The sequence below is a fragment of the Bradyrhizobium sp. CCBAU 45394 genome (assembly GCF_028128655.1).
Classification (GTDB): domain Bacteria; phylum Pseudomonadota; class Alphaproteobacteria; order Rhizobiales; family Xanthobacteraceae; genus Bradyrhizobium; species Bradyrhizobium diazoefficiens.
Window position 1 is genome coordinate 378,669 of the sequence record NZ_LBIX01000174.1, and the last position, 19,593, is coordinate 398,261.

Genomic DNA, 19,593 nt, shown 5'->3' on the forward strand with positions numbered 1-19,593 from the left:
CGGACCCTTTGCGAGGGTTTTCGGGCGCAGGGCAGCGCCACCACGACCACGCACATGGCGACCAGCGCCAGTCCCAGGAACTCGAAAACCAACAGATCCACGGCAAAATCCCCCGACAGAACCGTTAGACTTGTCGGGAGCGTGTTGACGGTCTGTTAATTCCAATGGTTACCGGCGGTGCGGGCGGCCGGATGGTGGACAGCGGGTTAATGGCGCGGACGACCACCATCACGGCATCAGTTTCGGCAAGGCGGCGGCGAGGGCGTCCACGGCGGCGCGGACCTTTAGCGGCATCCGCGGCGAACGTGGCCACAGGGCGTGGCAGTCGTACAGGAATTCCGGTTGGCCCCCGAAGAGACCGACCAGCGCGCCGTTGTTGAGGCGTTCGCGGACCAGCCAGCAGGGTAGCCAGGCGAGCCCCATGCCCTGTGCCGCGGCGTCCGCGATCGCCTCGAGATCGTCGAGCCTGAGCCTGCCGGCCGGCATGATCTCGCGCGGAGGCTGACCGTCCCGCGGAAACAGCCAAGGCCGGACCCGCCCGGAGCGGCGATAGATGATCGCCTGGTGGGCGGCGAGATCGTCGATCGATTTCGGTTTGCCATGGGCGCGCGAATAGGATCGCGCGCCGCACACCACCATTCGCTGGCGAGCGAAGCGCCGCGTAATCAGGCCGGACTGGTTATCGAGATCACCGGTCCGGATCGCAAGATCGTAGCCGCCCTCGACGATGTCAGCGATCGGGTCGCCGAAGGAGAGGTCGAGCTCGAGATGCGAATGTTTGCGCGCCAGCTTCATCAACAAGGGCGCGATGCAGTGCCGCCCCAGCAGCGCGGGCATTGTCACGCGCAGCCTGCCGCGCGGTTCGGATAATTCGTCGGCAACTACGGCGTCAGCCGCTTCAGCCGCGTTGAGCACGGCACGGCAGCGCTCGTAATAGGCTTGCCCTGCGTCGGTCAGGCTCTGGCGCCGCGTGGTACGGTTGAGGAGGCGGGCGCCGAGGCGCTGTTCGAGGAAGCGCACATGCTTGCCGACCATCGGCCCCGACAGCTCCAGCGCGTCGGCGGCGGCTGCGAACGAGCCGAGATCGACGGCCTTGACGAACACGGCCATGCTGGTCAGGCGGTCCATATTGAAAACTCCTGGTTTCGACTGTTCGCTTGTTTGGGTGATTTATCCGCTTCCACGGGACCGGCATAGCTCCATTCAGTTCAACTGATTTGGAGTATATCCCATGACCCGCATCGTTCGCTTTCACCGGCACGGCGGTCCCGAAGTGCTGTGCATCGAGACCGCCAGCGTTCCACCGCCGGCAAAGGGCGAGGTTCAAATCCGGGTCAGGGCACTCGGTCTCAACCGCGCCGAGGCGCTGCTGCGGAGGGGCACGTATATCGAGTCCGCGAAATTTCCGTCCGGCCTTGGTCTGGAGGCGGCCGGCATCGTTGAGGCGGTCGGCGAAGGCGTGGCCGGCTTTGCGCCCGATGACACTGTGAGCATCGTGCCGCCGCTGTCGATGGTGCGATGGCCGGCCTACGCCGAGCTCGCGACGTTTCCGGCCGAGCTCGTCGTGAAGCATCCGCCCGAGCTTGGCTTCGAGGTCGCGGCTGCGATGTGGATGCAATATCTGACGGCCTACGGCGCGCTGGTCGATATCGCCGGACTTGGGCGCGGGGACGTCGTCGCCATCACGGCGGCATCGAGCAGCGTCGGGCTTGCGGCCATTCAGATCGCGAACCGGATCGGCGCTGTCCCGGTTGCACTAACGCGGACCTCGACCAAGCGGCGCGCCTTGCGCGATGCCGGCGCCGCGCACGTGATCGCCTCGGACGAGGAGGACATCGGAGCGCGGCTCGCGGAGATCGCCGGTTCAAACGGCGTCCGCGTGGTGTTTGACGCCGTCGGCGGTCCCGCATTCGAGCCGCTGACCGCGGCGATGTCGCCGGGCGGCATTCTGATCGAGTATGGCGGGCTCAGTCCGGCGCCGACGCCGTTCCCGCTCTTCAACGTGTTGACCAAGAGTCTGGTCCTGCGCGGCTACCTCGTGCACGAGATCATCCGCGATCCCGTGCGCCTTGCGAAGGCCAAGGCATTCATTCTTGATGGGCTGTCGGACGGCACGCTGAAGCCGATCATCGCCAGGACATTCCGATTCGAGGAGATCGTCGAGGCGCATCGCTTCCTGGAGTCGAACGATCAGTTCGGCAAGATCGTGGTGACGATCTAAACGCGCGCATCTTGCGAAACGCATTCGGCGCCCCGTATGACGGAGCGCCGAAGTTCGTTTGGACGTAAGCGTCGGTCTTACGGCAGCTTCAGCGACGTTTCCGCGTTGTACGGCTTCAGCGTCTCGTCGGCCGCTTTCTGGGCGGCGGCGAGCGCCTCCTTCGGCTGCTTCTTGCCGTTCAGGACCAGCATCACCTCGTCCTCCAGCGTCTTGCGGACCGGGACGGTCTTGTAGGTCGCGAACCAGGGCTTTGCGACGTCGAGCTGCTCGACGGCGGTCTTGGCGTCCGGGTTCTTGTTCAGGAAGTCGACCATGTCAGGCGTCTTGTAGGCGGCCATGTTGGGGGCGAAATAGCCGGTGGCGCGGCTCCACCAGGCGCTCTTCTCGGGCGAGGTCATCCACTTGATCAGCGTCCAGGCGGCCTTCTGCTTGTCGGCTTCGAGACCGGCCGGAACGATCAGCGAGGCGCCGCCGATCGGCACGGCGTTGCGGACGTTGCGCGGGATGAAAGCGACCTTGTAGTTGAACTTGGCGTTGTCGCGCACATAGGTCAGCGAGCCCGTGGACAGCATCATCATCGCGGCGTTGCCGGAGATGAAGGAGGTGCTGACGGCGGGACCGGGCGTCGCGCCAGGCGCGTGGACCTTGTGCTTGTAGACGAGGTCGTTCCACCAGGTCAGCGCGCCGAGCATCGAGGGCGTGTCGTAATAGACCTCGCCGCCGAACTCCTCGTTGTAGTAGCGCCCGCCATTGGTCATGGTGAGCGTTTCCATCATCCAGCCGCAATAGTCATAGGCGCAGGGGATCGCGATGCCCCATTGGGTCACCTTGTCGCCCTCGCGCTTGGTGAGCTTCTTGGCCCAGTCGGTCAGCTCCGCCCAGGTCTGCGGCGGCTTGTTCGGATCAAGGCCCGCTTCCTTGGCCTTGTCGGCGTTGATGTAGAGCAGCGGCGTCGAATTGTGGAAAGGCACGCCATAGACCGAGCGGTTGATCACCGCGTTGCCCTGCAGCGCCGGGAAGAACTGGCCGAGGAACTGGTCCTTGGTCTTGCCGTCGGCGGCGATCAGGCCGTCGAGATTGGTGAGCTCGTTCTCGATCTGCATGTCGAGCAGGAAGTTCGCCGACATGATCACGGCGGACGGCGGCTTGCCGGCCTTGATGGCCGCGCGCGTCTTGATCAGCGTGTCGTCATAGGAGCCGGTGTAGACCGCGGTCGCCTTGACCTCGGGATGGGTCTCGTTGAACTCCTTGATCAAGGTGCCCATGTCGCGGGCGAGCTTGCCGTCGACGGGGACGGGGAAGAACAGGTCGATCTCGGTCGGACCTTCGCCGGCGAGCGCGGGAAAGGCGAGGGCGCCTGCCATAGTGCCTGCCATGGCGAGGCCAAGCATGAGCCTGCGGGAAAACAGCATCGGAAAATCTCCTATTTGATGCCTGAGGTGACGAAAGAGCTGATGAATCGCTTCTGGAAGATCAGGAAGGTGACGAGCAGCGGCGCGATTACCATCAGCGTGCCGGCGGCGATGGTGCCCCAGGCCTGGGTGCCTTCGGCCGTTGCGGTGAAGACGGAGAGGCCGACGGTGAGCGGCCGCTTGTCCGGCGAATTGATCACCATCAGCGGCCACAGGAAATCGTTCCAGTGGCTGGTGACCGAGATGATGGCGAAGGCGGAGAAGCTCGGCATCGACAGCGGCACGTAGATGTGGCGGATGCGCTGGAACAGGCTGGCGCCGTCGATCAGCGCGGCATCTTCCAGCTCGGTCGGGATCGCCTCGAAGGCCTGGCGCATCAGGAAGGTGCCGAAGGCGGAGGCGAAGAACGGCATCATCACGCCGGTGAGCGTGTCATAGAGACCGAGCTGCGCCACGAGCGTCAGGTTCGGCACGATCAAGAGCACCGGCACCAGCATCAGCTGCATCAGGAACAAATAGAAGATCAGCGTCTTGCCGGCGAAGGCGAGGCGCGCAAAGGCAAAGCCCGCCAGCGTGATGGTAACGAGCTGCACCAGCAGGATGCCGGTGCAGATGATCGTGGTGTTGAGGGCGTAGCGCGGGAAATCGCCGATCTCCCAGGCATCCCTGACATTGTCGAGCGTCGGCTTCAGGCTCGGCATCAGCTCGGCCATGGCGTTGATGCCGTCCGAGGCGGGGCGCAGTGTCGCAACGCCCATCCAGAGGAAGGGGATGAGCCAGATGATCGCGAGCAGCACGGTCAGCACGAAGCCGAGCTTCGGCGTGATCTCGCGGCGCGTGGCGAGCGGGGCGTCCTTGAGCAGCCAGTCGATCAGCTTCATGGCCCGCCCTCCCGGTTCGCCATCGTCCGGAACGAGAGCGCGGTGAGGCCCATCAGCACGGCGAGCGTCAGCAGCGTGGCCGCCGAGGCCTTGCCGATGTCGTAGTGCTCGACCGCCTGCTGGTAGATGTAGAACAGCACGAGATTGGTCGCGTTGGACGGCCCGCCCTTGGTCATGACGAAGACGTGGTCGACCTGCGTGACCGCATTGAGCGTTGCGATGACAGTGACGAACAGGAAGGTGGGCTTGAGCTCCGGCAGGATGATGTGGCGCAGGCGCTGGTACGGACCGGCGCCGTCCAGATGGGCGGCTTCCATCACATCCTCAGGCACCGCTTGGAGGCCGGCGAGGAAGAACAGCATGTAGTAGCCGGCGTTCTTCCAGATGGTGATGACCATGATGGCGTAAAGCGCGATGTCGGAATCGCCGAGCCAGTTCGGCAGCACCGGCAGCAGGCGGCCGATGTAATAGTCGAGCAGGCCGACATTCGGCAGGAAGATGAACAGGAACAGCGCGGATGCCGCGACCATCGGGATCAGCACCGGCAGGAACAGCGCGGCACGCAGCACGCTGTTGAAGGCGTTGGTGCGCGACAGCGCCAGCGCAAACAAGAGCGCCAGGCCGATGCTGGGGATCGCGGTGCCGACGGCGTAGACGAGATTGTTGACGATCGCCCCGGTGAAGGCGGGATCGGCGAGCACCGCGTTGATGTTCTCAAAGCCGACGAAGCGGACCGGCGCCTTGGGCGTGGCGCGCTGATACAGCGCGTCGATCATCACGCGTCCCATCGCGCCGTAAGTGAACAGCGCGAGGAAGATCAGCGAGGGCAGCAGCAGGAGATAGGCCGGCAGCGAGGCTTTGAAGCGGGCGGAGAACCGCTTCAGGAGAAGCAGGCGCGGCGGCGCAGTTGCCGCGACCGGGAGAGTCGCGGGTTCAGCGAGGCTCATCTCACCGCGCCGGGAAGTTGAGCGCATAGTCGCGGCCGTCCACTCCTGCCGGTGGCTCGAAGGGGAAGCGCAGACTTTCGTCGAGGAAGTCGTGGCTGTGCACGACCAGGTTCTCGCCGTCGATCAGCACCACGCCATAGGCCGGCGGCTCGTGGCTGGCGAGATGCTCGGCGGCGGCAGCGTCAAGCTCGAACCAGACCTGGTGGTTGGTGCCGCGGAGCGTCGAGAACGGAATCTTGCCGTAGCTGCCGAAGATCGGCCGGTGGACATGGCCGAAGAAGAGGTGGCGGATGCGCGAGCGATAGGGCGCAATGACTTCGGCGAATTCGGCGCTCTGCTTCAGTGCGATCTCGTCCATCGCGTGGACGCCGACCGGAAAAGGCGGATGGTGCATGAAGACGACGAACGGCATGTCGGCCGGTGCGGCGGCCAGCGTGCTTGCGAGCCAGCCGAGACGCTTGGCGCACATCTCGCCGGCGTGGCTGGTCTCGTCCAGCGTGTCCAGGAAGACGAACAGGCCGTGCTCGGTGGTGCGCGTGCCCTGCACGAAGCCGTCGGAATCGCGCGGTGCGGCCTTCAGGCCGTCGAGGCAAGCTACGCGTTTGTCGTGGTTGCCGACCATGGCGATGTACGGGATTTTCAGCGCAGCCATCGCGTCTGTGAAATTGGCGTAGGATTCAGGCTCGCCCCAATGGGTGAGGTCGCCGGTCACGACAGCAAATGCAGCGTCGGACTGGTGCTTGTTGATGTCGGCGATCGCCGCGTCCAGCCGGGCGCGCGGATCGAGCCCATAGAGCTTCAGCCCGGGGTTCGCGAGATGCGTATCGGTGATGTGAATGAATTTGAAGGGCATGGCGCGCTTTGTCGGGACTTGTTGGAGGACGGGCGCCTCCGGCAAGATGGCGCTGACAGGCCGTTAGAGCGCGAGTGTTTCAGTTTGATGACAGCGGTTCCCGCGGGCAGGACGTGTCCACAACGTCCACCGGACAGGAATGGATTCGCGCAAGGCGCAATCCATGCAGCGAATCAATTAGAGGTGGTGATGCGGGGGCGTGCGAGCTTTCACGTCCCGCAGAACGTCTGCAACACCCGCTGGTCCGGTAGCGGCGGATCGGCATAAGCCGCATAGTCCGGCTGGTCCTCGAACGGTTTCGCCAGCACCTTCACCAATTCCTCGAACAGCGCGTAGTTGTCATCGTTGACCGCGGCCTGGATCACGGCCTCGACGCGGTGGTTGCGCGGGATGAAGAGCGGGTTGACGGCGTTCATGGCGGACTGCCGCTCGGCGGCGGATTGCGGCTCGGCGGCGAGACGCTCGCGCCACCGCCGGGCCCACTCATCGAAGGCTGCGGGGTCCATGAACTCTGCGCGGGCGTCGTCCGCGGCCGGATCGCCGGCGGCGTCACCCAGCCTGCGGAAGGTGAGGGTGAAGTCGGCCTGGTTCTTCGCCATGGCGTCGAGCAGGTCCTGGATCAGGGCCTCGTCGCCGTCGCGCTCCGTGAACAGGCCGACCTTCTTGCGCAGGCCCGCCTGATAGGCCTTGCTGAATGTCTCGGGGAATGCGCCGAGAATGTCCTGTGCCTGCTCGACCGCCTTCTCCTGCTCCTCGCCGAACAGGGGCAGCAGGCACTCGGCCAGCCGGGTCAGATTCCACAGCGCGATGCGCGGCTGGTTGGCGTAGGCGTAGCGGCCCATCTCGTCGATCGAGGAGAAGACCTGCGCGGGATTGTAGGCATCCATGAAGGCGCAGGGGCCGTAATCGATGGTCTCACCCGAGATCGAAGAATTGTCGGTGTTCATCACGCCGTGGATGAAGCCGACCAGCAGCCAGCGCGCGACGAGCTCGGCCTGGCGCGCGACGACGCCGGCAAGCAGCGCGTGATAGGGCCGCTCGGTACCGAGCAGCTCGGGATAGTGACGGGCGATGACGTGATCGGCGAGCCGGCGGATCGCGTCGGTATCGCGGCGGACGGCAAAGAACTGGAAGGTGCCGACGCGGATGTGGCTCGCGGCGACGCGGGTCAGCACCGCGCCAGGCAGCGCGGTCTCGCGGATGACGTGCTCGCCGGTGACGACGGCGGCAAGCGAGCGTGTGGTCGGAATGCCCAACGCGTACATCGCTTCGCTGACGATGTATTCGCGCAAGACGGGCCCGAGCGCAGCGCGGCCGTCGCCGCGGCGGGAGAACGGGGTGGGACCGCTTCCCTTGAGCTGGATGTCGCGGCGGACGCCGTCCCGGTCGATGACCTCGCCGAGCAGGATCGCCCGGCCGTCGCCGAGCTGGGGCACGAACTGCCCGAATTGGTGGCCGGCATAGGCCATGGCGATGGGGTCGGCTCCATCAGGAACCGTCTTGCCCGCCAGGATCTCGGCGCCCTCAGGGGTCTCCAGCATATCCGGGTCGAGGCCGAGCTGGACCGCCAGCGGCCGGTTCAGCTTGATGAGCCGGGGGGCTGCGACCGGGGTCGGCGCGACCCGGGCAAAGAAGCTGTCCGGCAGCGCCGAATAGGAGTTCTGGAAGGGGAAATGGACGGTCATGGAGGTAAAGATAGGCGGGGAACGCCTGATGGCAAAGGCTTGAGCCCAGATCGGCCAAAAATGGGCCTTCCGGGCCCGAAACAGGCCGTTCCCTTGGTTGCCGCCTTGGGCCTCGTCGGGTAAACCCTGCCGCAACTTTCGGACCGGCCACCTCAGTCGTCCGATTCGCTTCCTCAGACATCAATTTGGGACGACCATGCATCGCTACCGGTCACATACATGCGGCGCGCTCCGCGAGAGCAACATCGGCGAGACGATCCGCCTCTCGGGCTGGGTCCATCGCGTTCGCGACCATGGCGGCGTGCTGTTCATCGACCTGCGCGACCATTATGGCCTGACCCAGTGCGTGGTCGACCCGGACTCGCCGGCGTTCTCGCTGGCCGAAAAGCTGCGCTCGGAATTCGTGGTCAAGATGGACGGCAAGGTCCGCCGCCGCCCTGAAGGCACCGACAACGACGATTTGCCGACCGGCAAGATCGAGATCTATGTCAGCGAGATCGAGGTGCTGGGCCCGGCCGGCGACCTGCCGCTGCCGGTGTTCGGCGACCAGGAATATCCTGAGGATATCAGGCTCAAATATCGCTTCCTGGATCTGCGTCGCGAAAAACTGCACCAGAACATCATGACGCGCGTCGAAATCATCAAGTCGATGCGTCGGCGCATGGAGGGGCAGGGCTTCTTCGAGTTCAACACCCCGATCCTGACCGCGTCCTCGCCGGAAGGCGCGCGCGACTTCCTGGTGCCCTCGCGCATCCATCCCGGCAAGTTCTACGCGCTGCCGCAGGCGCCGCAGCAGTACAAGCAATTGCTGATGATGTCGGGCTTCGACCGCTACTTCCAGATCGCGCCGTGCTTCCGCGACGAGGACCCGCGCGCCGACCGTCTGCCCGGCGAGTTCTACCAGCTCGACGTCGAGATGAGTTTTGTCACGCAGGAAGACGTCTTCGCGGCGATGGAGCCCGTCATCACCGGCGTGTTCGAGGAGTTCGCCAAGGGCAAGCCGGTTAGCAAGAACTGGCGCCGCATCCCGTTCGCCGAGGCGCTGCGCAAATACGGCAGCGACAAGCCGGACCTGCGCAACCCCATCGAGATGCAGGACGTCTCCGAACACTTCCGCGGCTCCGGCTTCAAGGTGTTCGCGCGCATGCTCGAAGACCCCAAGAACCAAGTCTGGGCGATCCCGGCGCCGGGCGGTGGCAGCCGCGCCTTCTGCGACCGCATGAATTCGTGGGCGCAAGGTGAAGGCCAGCCCGGTCTCGGCTACATCATGTGGCGCGAGGGCGGCGAGGGCGCTGGTCCCTTGGCGAACAACATCGGACCTGAGCGCACCGCTGCAATCCGCGCGCAGATCGGTGTCAAGGAAGGCGATGCCGCCTTCTTCGTCGCCGGCGATCCCGACAAGTTCTGGAAGTTCTCGGGTCTTGCCCGCAACAAGGTCGGCGAGGAATTGAACCTCACCGACAAGGAGCGGTTCGAGCTCGCCTGGATCGTCGACTTCCCGATGTACGAGTACAACGAGGACGACAAGAAGGTCGACTTCTCGCACAACCCGTTCTCGATGCCGCAGGGCGGCCTCGAGGCGCTGAAGGGCCAGGATCCGCTGACCATCAAGGCGTTCCAGTACGACATCACCTGCAACGGCTACGAGATCGCCTCGGGCGGCATCCGCAACCACGTGCCGGAAGCGATGGTGAAGGCGTTCGAGATCGCCGGCTATGGCGAGCAGGAGGTGGTTGACCGCTTCGGCGGCATGTACCGCGCCTTCCAGTACGGCGCGCCGCCGCATGGCGGCATGGCCGCGGGCGTTGACCGCATCGTGATGCTGCTGTGCGGCACCACCAATTTGCGCGAGATCTCGCTGTTCCCGATGAACCAGCAGGCCATGGACCTCCTGATGGGCGCACCGTCGGAAGCCACGACCAAGCAGCTCCGCGAGCTGCATGTGCGAGTGAACCTGCCGCAGAAGTGAATGCGTACCCCGGACGCAGCGCAGCGCTTCTTCAGCGGTGCGCTGCAGAGCCGGGGCCCAGACTTCACGGACGGTGACCCTGGGTCCCGGCTCTGCGTCGCGTCATTTCATGCCGCGCCGCGTCCGGGACACGAGACCGCCGAGCGAACGCTCGGCCTACAACCCCGTCGACGCCTCGATGCGGAATTGTGCCAGCGCGACGATCGGCTCGCTGTTCAGGGCGCCGAGCAGCTGAAGCATCGGCACCTTGCCGAGCGGCGTCAGCTTGATGGTGAGCGTTTGCCCTGACGTCTCGACGAAGCCGGCGATGGCATCGACCGCGGTCTTGGCATCGGGATTGGCGGCCGCGATCTTCTCGCCCTGTGCCCGGATCATCTCGACGATGGCGCCGCGCGCCGCGTCGCGGCTGACATTCTGCATGCGGGAGAACTGCGCCACGAGCAGATCGACGACGCCGCTGTCGCGCAGGGAGAGCTCGATCGCGCCGGCTTCGATCTGCCCGGCCTGGCTCATGGCTTGCACCGGGTCGGCCGTGAACACGCCGCGCGGCACGTTGGCGAGTGCGAGGCGGGCCTGCGCCTTGGCGAGGTTGCCGAGGTCGATGGTGGCCGGCGCGAGCGCCAGCGCGCCCGAGGACTCCGTCCAGGCCGCGCCGAGATCGAGGTTGATTGCCAGTTTGTCGATGCCGGCCATCGTCAGCGGCAGCTGCGTGGGATTGGCCGGATCGGTGGGGGCGACCATCTTCACGACCAGATTGGCCTTGCTCGGGATCGACCCGACCAGTTGGCCCCAGTTCAGGCTGATCGTGTCGATGGTGACGAGCTGCCGCGTGTTCTTGTAGGGCGAGACCACGCCCTTGATCTCGGCGCCTTCGAGCACCCGGAACAGGCCCAGCATCTGATCGGGCGAGGGCGGCTGCCCGGGCGTGGTGAGGCTCGCGGCCCAACGAAACAGGTTCGCCAGGCTGAGCGATTTGAGCGCGAAGCGCTCCATCTTCACTTGGCCTTGCGGCGTCGGCGCATCCAGGCCTTCGAGCGCGAACTCGCCCTCCTGGTATCTGATCGCCCTGAGCCGGGGCGTCCCTTGCGGGGTCGTGATCGACATGGTGCCGATCTCGATCTTGCCGACGCGAAGGCCGTCATAGAGGCCGGCGAGCTTCTCCATCATCTCGCGCGATTGCGCCGGGGTCGGCTGGACGGAGCGGTCCGTCGGCAGCAGTGCCAGAATCTCGGCCGGCCGGAATTTTGACGGCTGGACCGCGATATCGGCGATCGCGATGCCGTCGACCTGCATCCGCACGCCGTGCGTCGACGTCGCCACGTAAAGGCCGCTCGACATTTGTCCGTAAACGCGATGGTAGCTGTCGTCGTTGGCCTTCTGCGGATCGAGGGCGGCGGCGATTGCGGTCGAGTCGAAATCATTGATGATGAGGTCGGACATCTCGCCGGTCAGCTTGTCCGCCTTGCCGGCCTGCTCCACGTTGATCGTGAAGGAGGCGCGGTCGGCCTTCATCGCGTCGACCTTGCCCTTGCCGAGCTTCTGGATCGCGAGCCCCGAATAGACGACCTCGCCGCTGCCGGCGGCGCCTTTGCCGGCATCGAAGGCGATGGTGAGGGTCGGTGCCGTGACTGAAGATGCGGTCACGCTCGCATACTGATCGAGCACAAATCGGTACAAGTCGATCAGGGCGCCTGACGCCGGCGCATTCTGGACGTGAACTGGGCCCGCGTAATCGCGCATGATCATCTGCGGGATCTTGTAGGAGGCTTTCAGCTTCCCGGGGCCGACTTCGTCCAGCGCGACCTCGAAACCGGAGATCTCGATGCTGTCGGCCGCAAAGCGGGTCTCATCGGTCTGGCGGAGGCCCATTCCCTTGATGCCGGCGATCTTGACGTGCGCCTGTGGCTGCCCGGCGGGATCGACTGCGATGTCCTCGATGGTCAGCGTCCGGCTCGTCACGTCGAACGCCACCTTGCCGTGGCTTGCCTTGCCGCCCTGGCTGCGGATCCGGTCGAAGACGGCCTCGATCTCCGCGGTGGCGCGATGTCTGGCATAGAGGTTGAAGCCGAACCATCCGCCCGCGGCGAGCACGGCGAGTGCGATCAGGCCGATCAGGATCCGCTTCATTCTCAGCTCCAGTTGCTCGTTTTGCACTGCGCAACCTGCCATATTCGCAAAGCGCGGGGCGGTCCAGGGAAAGCTATGGTTTTCAAATATTTGACCGTGCGGCCTGTTGATGGGGGCGGAATCGGATGTTGCCACCGGGGCGCCGGCCGTGCTTCATCCCGTTTCCATGACCCGGAATACCGCGACCCGCGACAGACCGGTCAGGACAACGTAGTTTGAGGCCGGTAACGCGAGGCAAGAGACCGCATGTCGTCCTATTCTGATGACCTCCACCAGGCGGCGCTCGCCTATCATCGTCTGCCGCGCCCCGGCAAGCTCGAGATCCAGGCGACCAAGCCGCTTGCCAACCAGCGCGACCTCGCGCTTGCCTATTCTCCGGGCGTTGCGGCTGCCTGCACCGAGATCGCCAAGAACCCGGCCGAGGCGGCGACGCTGACCACCCGCGCCAACCTGGTCGCCGTGGTCTCGAACGGCACCGCGGTGCTCGGCCTCGGTAATATCGGCCCGCTGGCCTCCAAGCCCGTGATGGAGGGCAAGGCGGTCCTGTTCAAGAAGTTTGCCGGCATCGACGTGTTCGATATCGAGATCGCCGCCGACACCATCGACCGGGTGGTCGAGACCGTGGCGGCGCTCGAGCCGACTTTCGGCGGCATCAATCTCGAGGACATCCGCGGGCCGGAGTGCTTCGAGATCGAGGCGCGGCTGAAGGAGCGCATGAAGATCCCGGTCTTCCATGACGACCAGCACGGCACCGCGATCATCGTCGCCGCCGCCATCACCAACGGCCTCAGGCTGAACGGCAAGAAGCTGTCGGACGTCAAGATCGTGGCGTCAGGGGCAGGTGCTGCCGCGATTGCGACGCTCAATCTTCTGGTGTCGATGGGCGCGCAGCGCAAGAACATCTGGGTCTGCGACATCGACGGCCTCGTGCATGAGGGCCGCAACACCTCGATGGACCGCTGGAAGGCGGTCTATGCGCAGAAGACCGACAAGCGCACGCTCGCCGACGTCATCGGCGGCGCGGACATCTTCATCGGGCTGTCGGCACCGGGCGTCCTCAAGCCTGAGATGGCCAAGGCGATGGGCGACAAGCCGCTCATCATGGCGCTCGCCAATCCGACGCCCGAAATCATGCCGGAGGAAGCGCGGAAGGTGCGCCCCGACGCCATGATCTGCACCGGCCGCTCGGACTATCCGAACCAGGTCAACAACGTCCTGTGCTTTCCCTTCATCTTCCGCGGCGCGCTCGACGTCGGTGCCAGCGCCATCAACGAGGAGATGAAGCACGCCGCCGTCGAAGCCATCGCGCAGCTCGCGCGCGAGGCGCCGTCGGATGCGGTGGCGCAAGGGGTCGACACCGGCGAGATGGGAGGCTTCGGTCCGGGCTCGCTGATTCCGAGCCCGTTCGATCCACGGCTGATCCTGCGCGTGGCGCCGGCGGTCGCGAAGGCCGCGATCGAGTCGGGCGTCGCGACGCGCCCCATCACCAATTTCGACGAATATGCCGCGCAGCTCATGCGCTTCGCCTTCCGCTCCGGCCTCGTGATGAAGCCGATGTTCGCCAAGGCCAAGACCCAGCCGGTGCGCGTGATCTATGCCGAAGGCGAGGACGAGCGCGTGCTGCGCGCCACGCAAGTGGTGCTGGAGGAGAAGCTGGCCACGCCGATCCTGGTCGGTCGTCCGTCCGTGGTGGAGGCGCGCATCAAGCGCTTCGGCCTGTCGATCAAGGCCGGCAAGGATTTCGACCTCGTCAACCCCGAGGACGATCCGCGCTACCGATCCTACGTGCAGTCCTATGTCGAGGTCGCCGGCCGCCGCGGCGTGACGCCGGATGCGGCGCGCACGGTGGTACGCACCAACAACACGGTCATCGCCGCGCTCGCGGTGACGCGCGGGGAGGCGGATGCGATGCTCTGCGGCGTCGAGGGCCGCTACATGAGCCATCTGCGCCATGTCCGCGAGATCGTCGGCTTCTCGGCAGGGATCAGCGACTATGCGGCGCTGGCGCTGCTGATCACCAGCAAGGGCGCGTTCTTCATCGCCGATACGCAGGTTCGCCCCAACCCCAGCGCGGAAGAACTCGCCGAGATCGCCTCGCTCGCGGCGGTCCACGTCCAGCGCTTCAACATCAAGCCGAAGATCGCCTTCGTCTCGCATTCCGATTTCGGCAGCTACGACACCGAGTCCTCGCGCAAGATGCGCCGGGCGACCCAGCTCCTGAAGGAGAAGCATCCGGAGATCGAGGCCGACGGCGAGATGCAGGGCGACACGGCACTTTCGGCCGCTGCGCGCAAGATGGTGCTGCCGCACTCCAACCTCGAGGGCGAGGCCAACATCATGATCATGCCGACGCTCGACACCGCCAACGTCGCCTATCAGATGATCAAGTCGCTCGCGGATGCACTGCCCGTCGGCCCGATCCTGATCGGCCCGGCGCGCCCGGCGCATATCCTCACCCCCTCGGTGACCGCGCGCGGCATCCTCAACATGACTGCGGTCGCAGTCGTGGAAGCGCAGGAGCGCGCGGCGCGGCAGCAGCCGACGTTGTTTACCTGAGGCGGGACCTCTTCGCCTCTCCCCGCTTGCGGGGAGAGGCCGGATCGCATCGTCAGATGCGATCCGGGTGAGGGGGACTCTCCGCGAGTCCAATTCTCACCGCCCCCGTGGAGGCTCCCCTCACCCCAACCCTCTCAGCGCGAGCGAAGCTCGTCGCGGCCCCGCATCCGCCTTCGCCAAGGCTTCGGCGGACAAGAGCGGGGCGAGGGAGCGCACCTCCGGCGCATCCGCCCTTCAATCTTTTCAAAACAGTTCTCCATTTCCCCGTTTGTAAACCGGCCAACGACTCTTCATAATCGCTCAGGACTTTCGTCCAAGTTCCGATCTTAGAAAGCCTGAGCCAAGAGGCCGATCATGCCAGCGTTCGTGACTTTCGGGCGAATTCTGTTCGCCGTGCTGTTCATCTACACGGGCGCGACGAAACTGTTCGCCATCCAGGCGACCGCCGATTTCATTGCCACCAAGGTCGTGGTGCCTGACATCATCGCGCCTTACGCCAAGCAGATCGAGACGGCGACCGCCATGACGACGCCGCAGCTGCTGGCGATCGCGGTCGGCGCGCTCGAGATCATCGCCGGCTTGATGATCGCGCTGAACTTCGGGGCGCGGTTCTTCGCCATGCTGCTGATCGTCTACGTCGCGGTCGCAACCGTGCTGTTCTACGACTTCTGGAATCTGGCGGCGCCCGACAACGCAAAGATGCTGGTCGATGCGCTGAAGAATCTCTCGATCATCGGTGCGCTCTGCATGATCATCGGCTATGGCCGCGCCACGCGGCCGGTCGAGGCGGCTTACGGGGACGTGTAGGGCGTTTTTGCAGGGAGCGTTGTTGCAGTGCACCTACGCCCGACGCCACGGTGTCACCGTGACGTCATGCGCCGCGTCGAGCACATAGGGCGCGTCCGGCTTCATCCCGTGTGACGCCAGCACCTCGTGCGGGGTCCGCTCGGGCACGCCGACAAAACAACCTTCGCCGCCGGGCAGGCGCAGATGCGGGGCTTCCGACAGCCAGAACGTGTCGTAACGGTCCATGAACATGTCGAACACGACGGGACCGCCGATGATCGCGACCATGCCGGAGGCGACATCGGCGAAGGCGCAGGCCTCCTCGAAGCTCGCGTGATCCGGATTCCACAATGTCGCGTTCGGCATCTCCGGATCGACGGTGAGGGCCTTGATCTTGCGGGTCGTGATCAGCCGCTTGCGCTTCGGAGAGTTCGGCTGCTGCTCATGTGAGTGCCGGCCGTGCACGATCAGCGCGGCGCGATCGAGCGCCTGCTCGAAGAACAGCTTGTCGCCTTCGAACTTCAGGCTGTCAGGCATGACATGGCTCGCGTCGGCGAGCATGCCGTCCGCGGAGACGATGACGTAGCCTTCGATACAGAAAGACAATTGCCGGCTATTCCGAAACGGTCGTCACCACGGAATTGACCGGGCGCTGGCTCACCGTCGGCAGCTTGACGTCCTTGAGCAGCTCCTGGTCGTATTCGGGCAGCGAAGACGCCGGGAACTTGGCGCGCATCGCCACCACCTTGTAGCCGCCTGCCTTTAGGCGCTTGAGGAGCTCGGGCAGGGCTTCTGCCGTATGCTTCTGGAAGTCGTGCATCAGGACGATGCCCTTGCCCTTGCTGTCGAGCTTCTTCATCACCGTCTCGATCACCTTCTCGGGCTTCGAGGCCTTGAAGTCGAACGAGTCGATGTCGCAGGAGAAGATCGCCGTGTTGCGGTTGCCGAGATAGGTGACCATCTCCGGCGGATGCTGGAGTGCCGGGAAGCGGAAGAACGGCGAGGGCGAGATGCCGCCGAGCGCCCATTTCACCGCCGACAGGCCCTTCTCGATTTCTTCCTTGCGCTGCGCTTCCGTGAGCTTCTTGTTGTTGAGATTGGCGTGCGACCAGGTGTGGGTGCCGACGGTGTGGCCGGCAGCGTAGACCTGCTTCAGGATTTCCGGCTCATAGGTCGCGTGCTTGCCGATCGAGAAGAAGATGCCGGTGGTGCATTCATCGGCGAGCGCCTTCAGCACGGCGGGCGTGTTCTTCGGCCAGGGGCCGTCGTCGAAGGTCAACACCACCTCCTTGTCGCGCAGGAAGTCGAGCTCCTTGAAGTGCTCGAAGCCGAAGCCTGGACCGCCTGTCGTGTCGATCTCGACGGTGCGGGCGACCCCGAGCGCGTCGGGTGTGTTGCAGGCCGCGCGTGCGGGCTGCGGCGCCTGCTTGGGCGGCGGCGGATTGACGAAGCCCGCTGGCGCGGCGGCCGCTGCAGGAGCCGGTGCTGCCGCTGGAGCAGCCGGCGTCGCGGCCGGTGCGGCACCCGTTGCGGCGGCGGGCTTCGCGGCCGGGGCCTGCGACCATGCCGCGCCGGTCATGCCTAAAGACATCGCGCTTGCCAAAATCAGTCCTGCCGCCACACGCATGGTGTTGTCCTCGAGATTGATCCCGTTGTTCCGCCGTGACTTTTCGCCTCCGGCAAAACCATCCTGCCCCAAACGATCTTAGCCTAGATGGTGGGCCATCGCCATTGCAACGGCTGTTTGGCATCCCGCCACAATTGTGCCCAACCGGATGGGGCGCGTTGCATCAAGTGTCGGCCAGCGTCTTGGCAATCGCCGTCTTGATTCGCGTATCGGTCGGCTCGATGGCGGAGGCAAATACCTCGGCGATATAGCCGTCACGCCCGATCAGGTATTTGTGGAAGTTCCAACGCGGAACATCCTTCGGGCGCGCGTCGGCCGCCCATTTGTAGAACGGATGCGCCCTCGCGCCGATCACTGTGGCCTTGGCCGCGATCGGGAAGGTAACGCCGTATTGGTGGTGCGCGGTCTCCGTGATCTCGCCCGTTCCGCCCGGCTCCTGGCCGCCGAAATCGTTGGAGGGCACGCCGATCACGGTGAGCCCGCGCTCGCGAAACTCGCTCCAGAGCTCTTGCAGCCCCGCGTATTGGGGCGTGTAGCCGCAGAGCGAGGCGGTGTTGACCACCAGCAGCGGTTTGCCGGTGAAAGCGGCGAGGCGGATGTCGTCGCCGGACAACGCGGGAAAGGAGAAGGCGTAGGCCGAGATCCGGCTCATGCCGCCATCGGCGACCGCGCGCGTCACCGGAGCGACGGCGCCTGCAAGCGCCGCGATGAGCATGGTCCTTCGGTTCATCATGACGGCGTCCCCCGAAACGATCCGGGATGCATGTTACTCCGCCGCTGCGATCGGCCTCGTCAACACCGCGTTATCGGGAGCGGCGAAGCGCCTGGAGCCATTTCCGTTCCGATGGATCGGGCGCTCGAAAACGCTCTAGTAGAGCCGGACGATGAAATCAGTGCCTTCGCCGGTTTCGCCCTGGTTGATGCCCTGGTCGGAGACGATGACCGAGCCGCCCGAGGTCAGCATCTCGTTGATCTTCGCCATGGTGTCGGCGGGGATCGCGATGCGGTCGAGCGCCTCAGCCGGGTTGTCCGGCGTGACCACCGGCTTTGCGGCGACGGGGATCACGGCGGCGCCACGCTGGCGGCGCGTCACGCGGCTGTCATCCTCGCGCGCGGCGGCGCGAGCGGAGACGGGCAGCGACACCACCGACCAATGCAATGCATTGGCGTCGGTCTTGTCGACTTCGGCGGTGAAGACGTGCGTGCCGAGCGGCCGGTCGCTCGCGGCGATCGTAACCGGCACCTCGAACAGCGGCGCGAAATTCTGCCGCACGTAGAGCTTGGAATCCTTGCGACTGATGAAGACGGCGATCTGGCCGGCCCGCTTGGGCGCTTCCGGCTTCGCCGCAGGCGCAGGATCGGCAACGCGGCTCTCGTCCTTCTTGGCGTCCGGCGCGGGTGCCGTAGCCGTCACGGCGGCATCAGGCTTCCTTGCGGCGTCGGCCGCGTCAGTCTTGACGGGCTCGGACTTGACGGCCTCGACCTTGTCGGCGGGCCTGTCGTCGGAGGCCGTGGTCGCTTTGGGTGCCTCGGCGGAATCGGTCGGCTTCGCATCGGCGTTTGCCGGCCTGGCCGCGTCAGACGCTTCGGCGGTTTTCGTTGCGTCAAGCTTGTCGGCCGGTGCGGCCGCTTCCGCGCGGGCCGGCGCATTGCCCGTCGTCATGTCCGACATCACGGTGTGGCCGACCGACGAGCGCAGCTCGAGCACGCTCTCGGCGCTGGCGGTCTTGGTCTCGGGCGGTTTGGCTTCAGTGACCTTGGCTGGTGCGCCCTTGTCGGCCTTGTCGCCGATGTTGGTCTGAGGCTCGACGCTGGCCGCGGGCTGCGGCGGCACGCGCACGGAGGCGAGCAGCGGGTGCTGGAAGCTGTGCGGCGTCATCTCGCCGGGCGAGACGATGACGCGTGCACCCATCTTGGTCCAATTCCACATCTTCACCGCGAACGCCATCGGCATGCGGATGCAGCCATGCGAGGCCGGATAACCCGGCAGCACGCCGGCATGCATGGCGACACCGGACCAGGTGATCCGCTGCATGTACGGCATCGGCGCGCCGCTATAGATGTTGGAGTGGTGGAATTTGTGCTTCTGGATGACGCTGAACACACCCATCGGCGTCGAGTGGCCCTTCATGCCTGTCGACACCGGGGATTCCGCGAACACGCCGTTGGTGTCGTAGACCGTCACCTTCTGCCGGTCGATCGAGACGACGATGACGAGCGGCCCTTGCGGCTTGGTGCCGACTTCCTTCTCGGCAACCGCGTCCTTCTTGCCGGCCGCGCCGCGCTTCTGCGGCTTCTGGCGCGGGACTTCGAGATGCCGATCCTGACGGGAGGCGTAGGACCCGTCGGAATAATCCGTCCAGTAGTAAAATGCTGCGTCCGCCTGGCTTGCCGTACCGATCGCACCAGCCGTCGCCAAAATGGCGACCTGCCACAGCCGCGCCGGCTTGGCAGAAGAACCGGACCCATTCACGCTATTCATCCTCGAATCCATAATCCAAATCAGACATTAGTCTCGTAGAGGGGATA

At 65.2% G+C, this 19,593-nt stretch carries 15 protein-coding genes; 4 read left to right on the top strand and 11 right to left on the bottom strand.

Translation table 11 applies throughout. From position 1 onward, the window contains the following. Window positions 1-228: 228 nt before the first annotated feature. Window positions 229-1,128, bottom strand: a complete 900-nt coding sequence (locus WN73_RS35100) for a LysR family transcriptional regulator (protein ID WP_271556794.1) — start codon at window positions 1,126-1,128, stop codon at window positions 229-231. A 103-nt stretch (window positions 1,129-1,231) separates the two neighbouring features. On the opposite strand from WN73_RS35100, the gene WN73_RS35105 reads away from it, so the two are divergent. After that, complete coding sequence (locus WN73_RS35105) at window positions 1,232-2,221, top strand: zinc-dependent alcohol dehydrogenase family protein (protein WP_028171117.1); 990 nt, start codon at window positions 1,232-1,234, stop codon at window positions 2,219-2,221. A gap of 77 nt (window positions 2,222-2,298) precedes the next feature. On the opposite strand, the gene WN73_RS35110 is transcribed toward WN73_RS35105, so the two are convergent. The 5 genes from WN73_RS35110 to WN73_RS35130 form a co-directional block, all read right to left on the bottom strand. Continuing rightward, the gene (locus WN73_RS35110) at window positions 2,299-3,633 is read right to left on the bottom strand and encodes an ABC transporter substrate-binding protein (RefSeq protein WP_028171118.1); all 1,335 of its coding nucleotides are present in this window, start codon (window positions 3,631-3,633) and stop codon (window positions 2,299-2,301) included. A gap of 11 nt (window positions 3,634-3,644) precedes the next feature. Continuing rightward, the gene (locus WN73_RS35115) at window positions 3,645-4,514 is read right to left on the bottom strand and encodes a carbohydrate ABC transporter permease (RefSeq protein ID WP_060911762.1); all 870 of its coding nucleotides are present in this window, start codon (window positions 4,512-4,514) and stop codon (window positions 3,645-3,647) included. Continuing rightward, entirely contained in the window at window positions 4,511-5,461 is a 951-nt protein-coding gene (locus WN73_RS35120) for a carbohydrate ABC transporter permease (protein ID WP_271556795.1), read from the bottom strand. Before WN73_RS35120 ends, WN73_RS35115 begins: the two co-directional genes overlap by 4 nt. A gap of 1 nt (window position 5,462) precedes the next feature. After that, window positions 5,463-6,314, bottom strand: a complete 852-nt coding sequence (locus WN73_RS35125; RefSeq protein WP_271556796.1) for a phosphodiesterase — start codon at window positions 6,312-6,314, stop codon at window positions 5,463-5,465. 209 nt (window positions 6,315-6,523) lie between these two features. After that, on the bottom strand, window positions 6,524-7,999 hold the full coding sequence (locus WN73_RS35130; RefSeq protein WP_271556797.1) for a protein adenylyltransferase SelO: 1,476 nt from the start codon (window positions 7,997-7,999) through the stop codon (window positions 6,524-6,526). A gap of 196 nt (window positions 8,000-8,195) precedes the next feature. On the opposite strand from WN73_RS35130, the gene aspS reads away from it, so the two are divergent. After that, window positions 8,196-9,968: an aspartate--tRNA ligase gene (gene aspS / locus WN73_RS35135; RefSeq protein WP_271556798.1), complete on the top strand. Its 1,773-nt coding sequence runs from the start codon at window positions 8,196-8,198 to the stop codon at window positions 9,966-9,968. A 156-nt stretch (window positions 9,969-10,124) separates the two neighbouring features. Here the strand turns inward: aspS and WN73_RS35140 are convergent, their stop codons facing one another. Continuing rightward, on the bottom strand, window positions 10,125-12,095 hold the full coding sequence (locus WN73_RS35140; RefSeq protein WP_271556799.1) for a hypothetical protein: 1,971 nt from the start codon (window positions 12,093-12,095) through the stop codon (window positions 10,125-10,127). Window positions 12,096-12,341: 246 nt separating this feature from the next. Here WN73_RS35140 and WN73_RS35145 point away from each other — a divergent pair, with 246 nt between their 5' ends. Then, on the top strand, window positions 12,342-14,651 hold the full coding sequence (locus tag WN73_RS35145) for an NADP-dependent malic enzyme (RefSeq protein ID WP_028171125.1): 2,310 nt from the start codon (window positions 12,342-12,344) through the stop codon (window positions 14,649-14,651). A 354-nt stretch (window positions 14,652-15,005) separates the two neighbouring features. Then, window positions 15,006-15,458 carry a DoxX family membrane protein gene (locus WN73_RS35150; protein WP_011086919.1) on the top strand — a complete coding sequence of 151 codons (453 nt, stop codon included), beginning with the start codon at window positions 15,006-15,008 and terminating at the stop codon, window positions 15,456-15,458. Window positions 15,459-15,491: 33 nt separating this feature from the next. Here the strand turns inward: WN73_RS35150 and WN73_RS35155 are convergent, their stop codons facing one another. The 4 genes from WN73_RS35155 to WN73_RS35170 form a co-directional block, all read right to left on the bottom strand. Further along, a complete protein-coding gene (locus tag WN73_RS35155; RefSeq protein WP_028171126.1) occupies window positions 15,492-16,043 on the bottom strand; it encodes a dihydrofolate reductase in 552 nt (183 codons plus the stop codon). Window positions 16,044-16,050: 7 nt separating this feature from the next. Continuing rightward, on the bottom strand, window positions 16,051-17,064 hold the full coding sequence (locus tag WN73_RS35160) for a polysaccharide deacetylase family protein (protein ID WP_161535150.1): 1,014 nt from the start codon (window positions 17,062-17,064) through the stop codon (window positions 16,051-16,053). 163 nt (window positions 17,065-17,227) lie between these two features. Beyond that, a complete protein-coding gene (locus WN73_RS35165; protein ID WP_271556800.1) occupies window positions 17,228-17,797 on the bottom strand; it encodes a glutathione peroxidase in 570 nt (189 codons plus the stop codon). Between the two features lie 135 nt (window positions 17,798-17,932). Next, window positions 17,933-19,546: a L,D-transpeptidase family protein gene (locus WN73_RS35170; protein ID WP_271556801.1), complete on the bottom strand. Its 1,614-nt coding sequence runs from the start codon at window positions 19,544-19,546 to the stop codon at window positions 17,933-17,935. Between the last annotated feature and the right edge of the window lie 47 nt (window positions 19,547-19,593).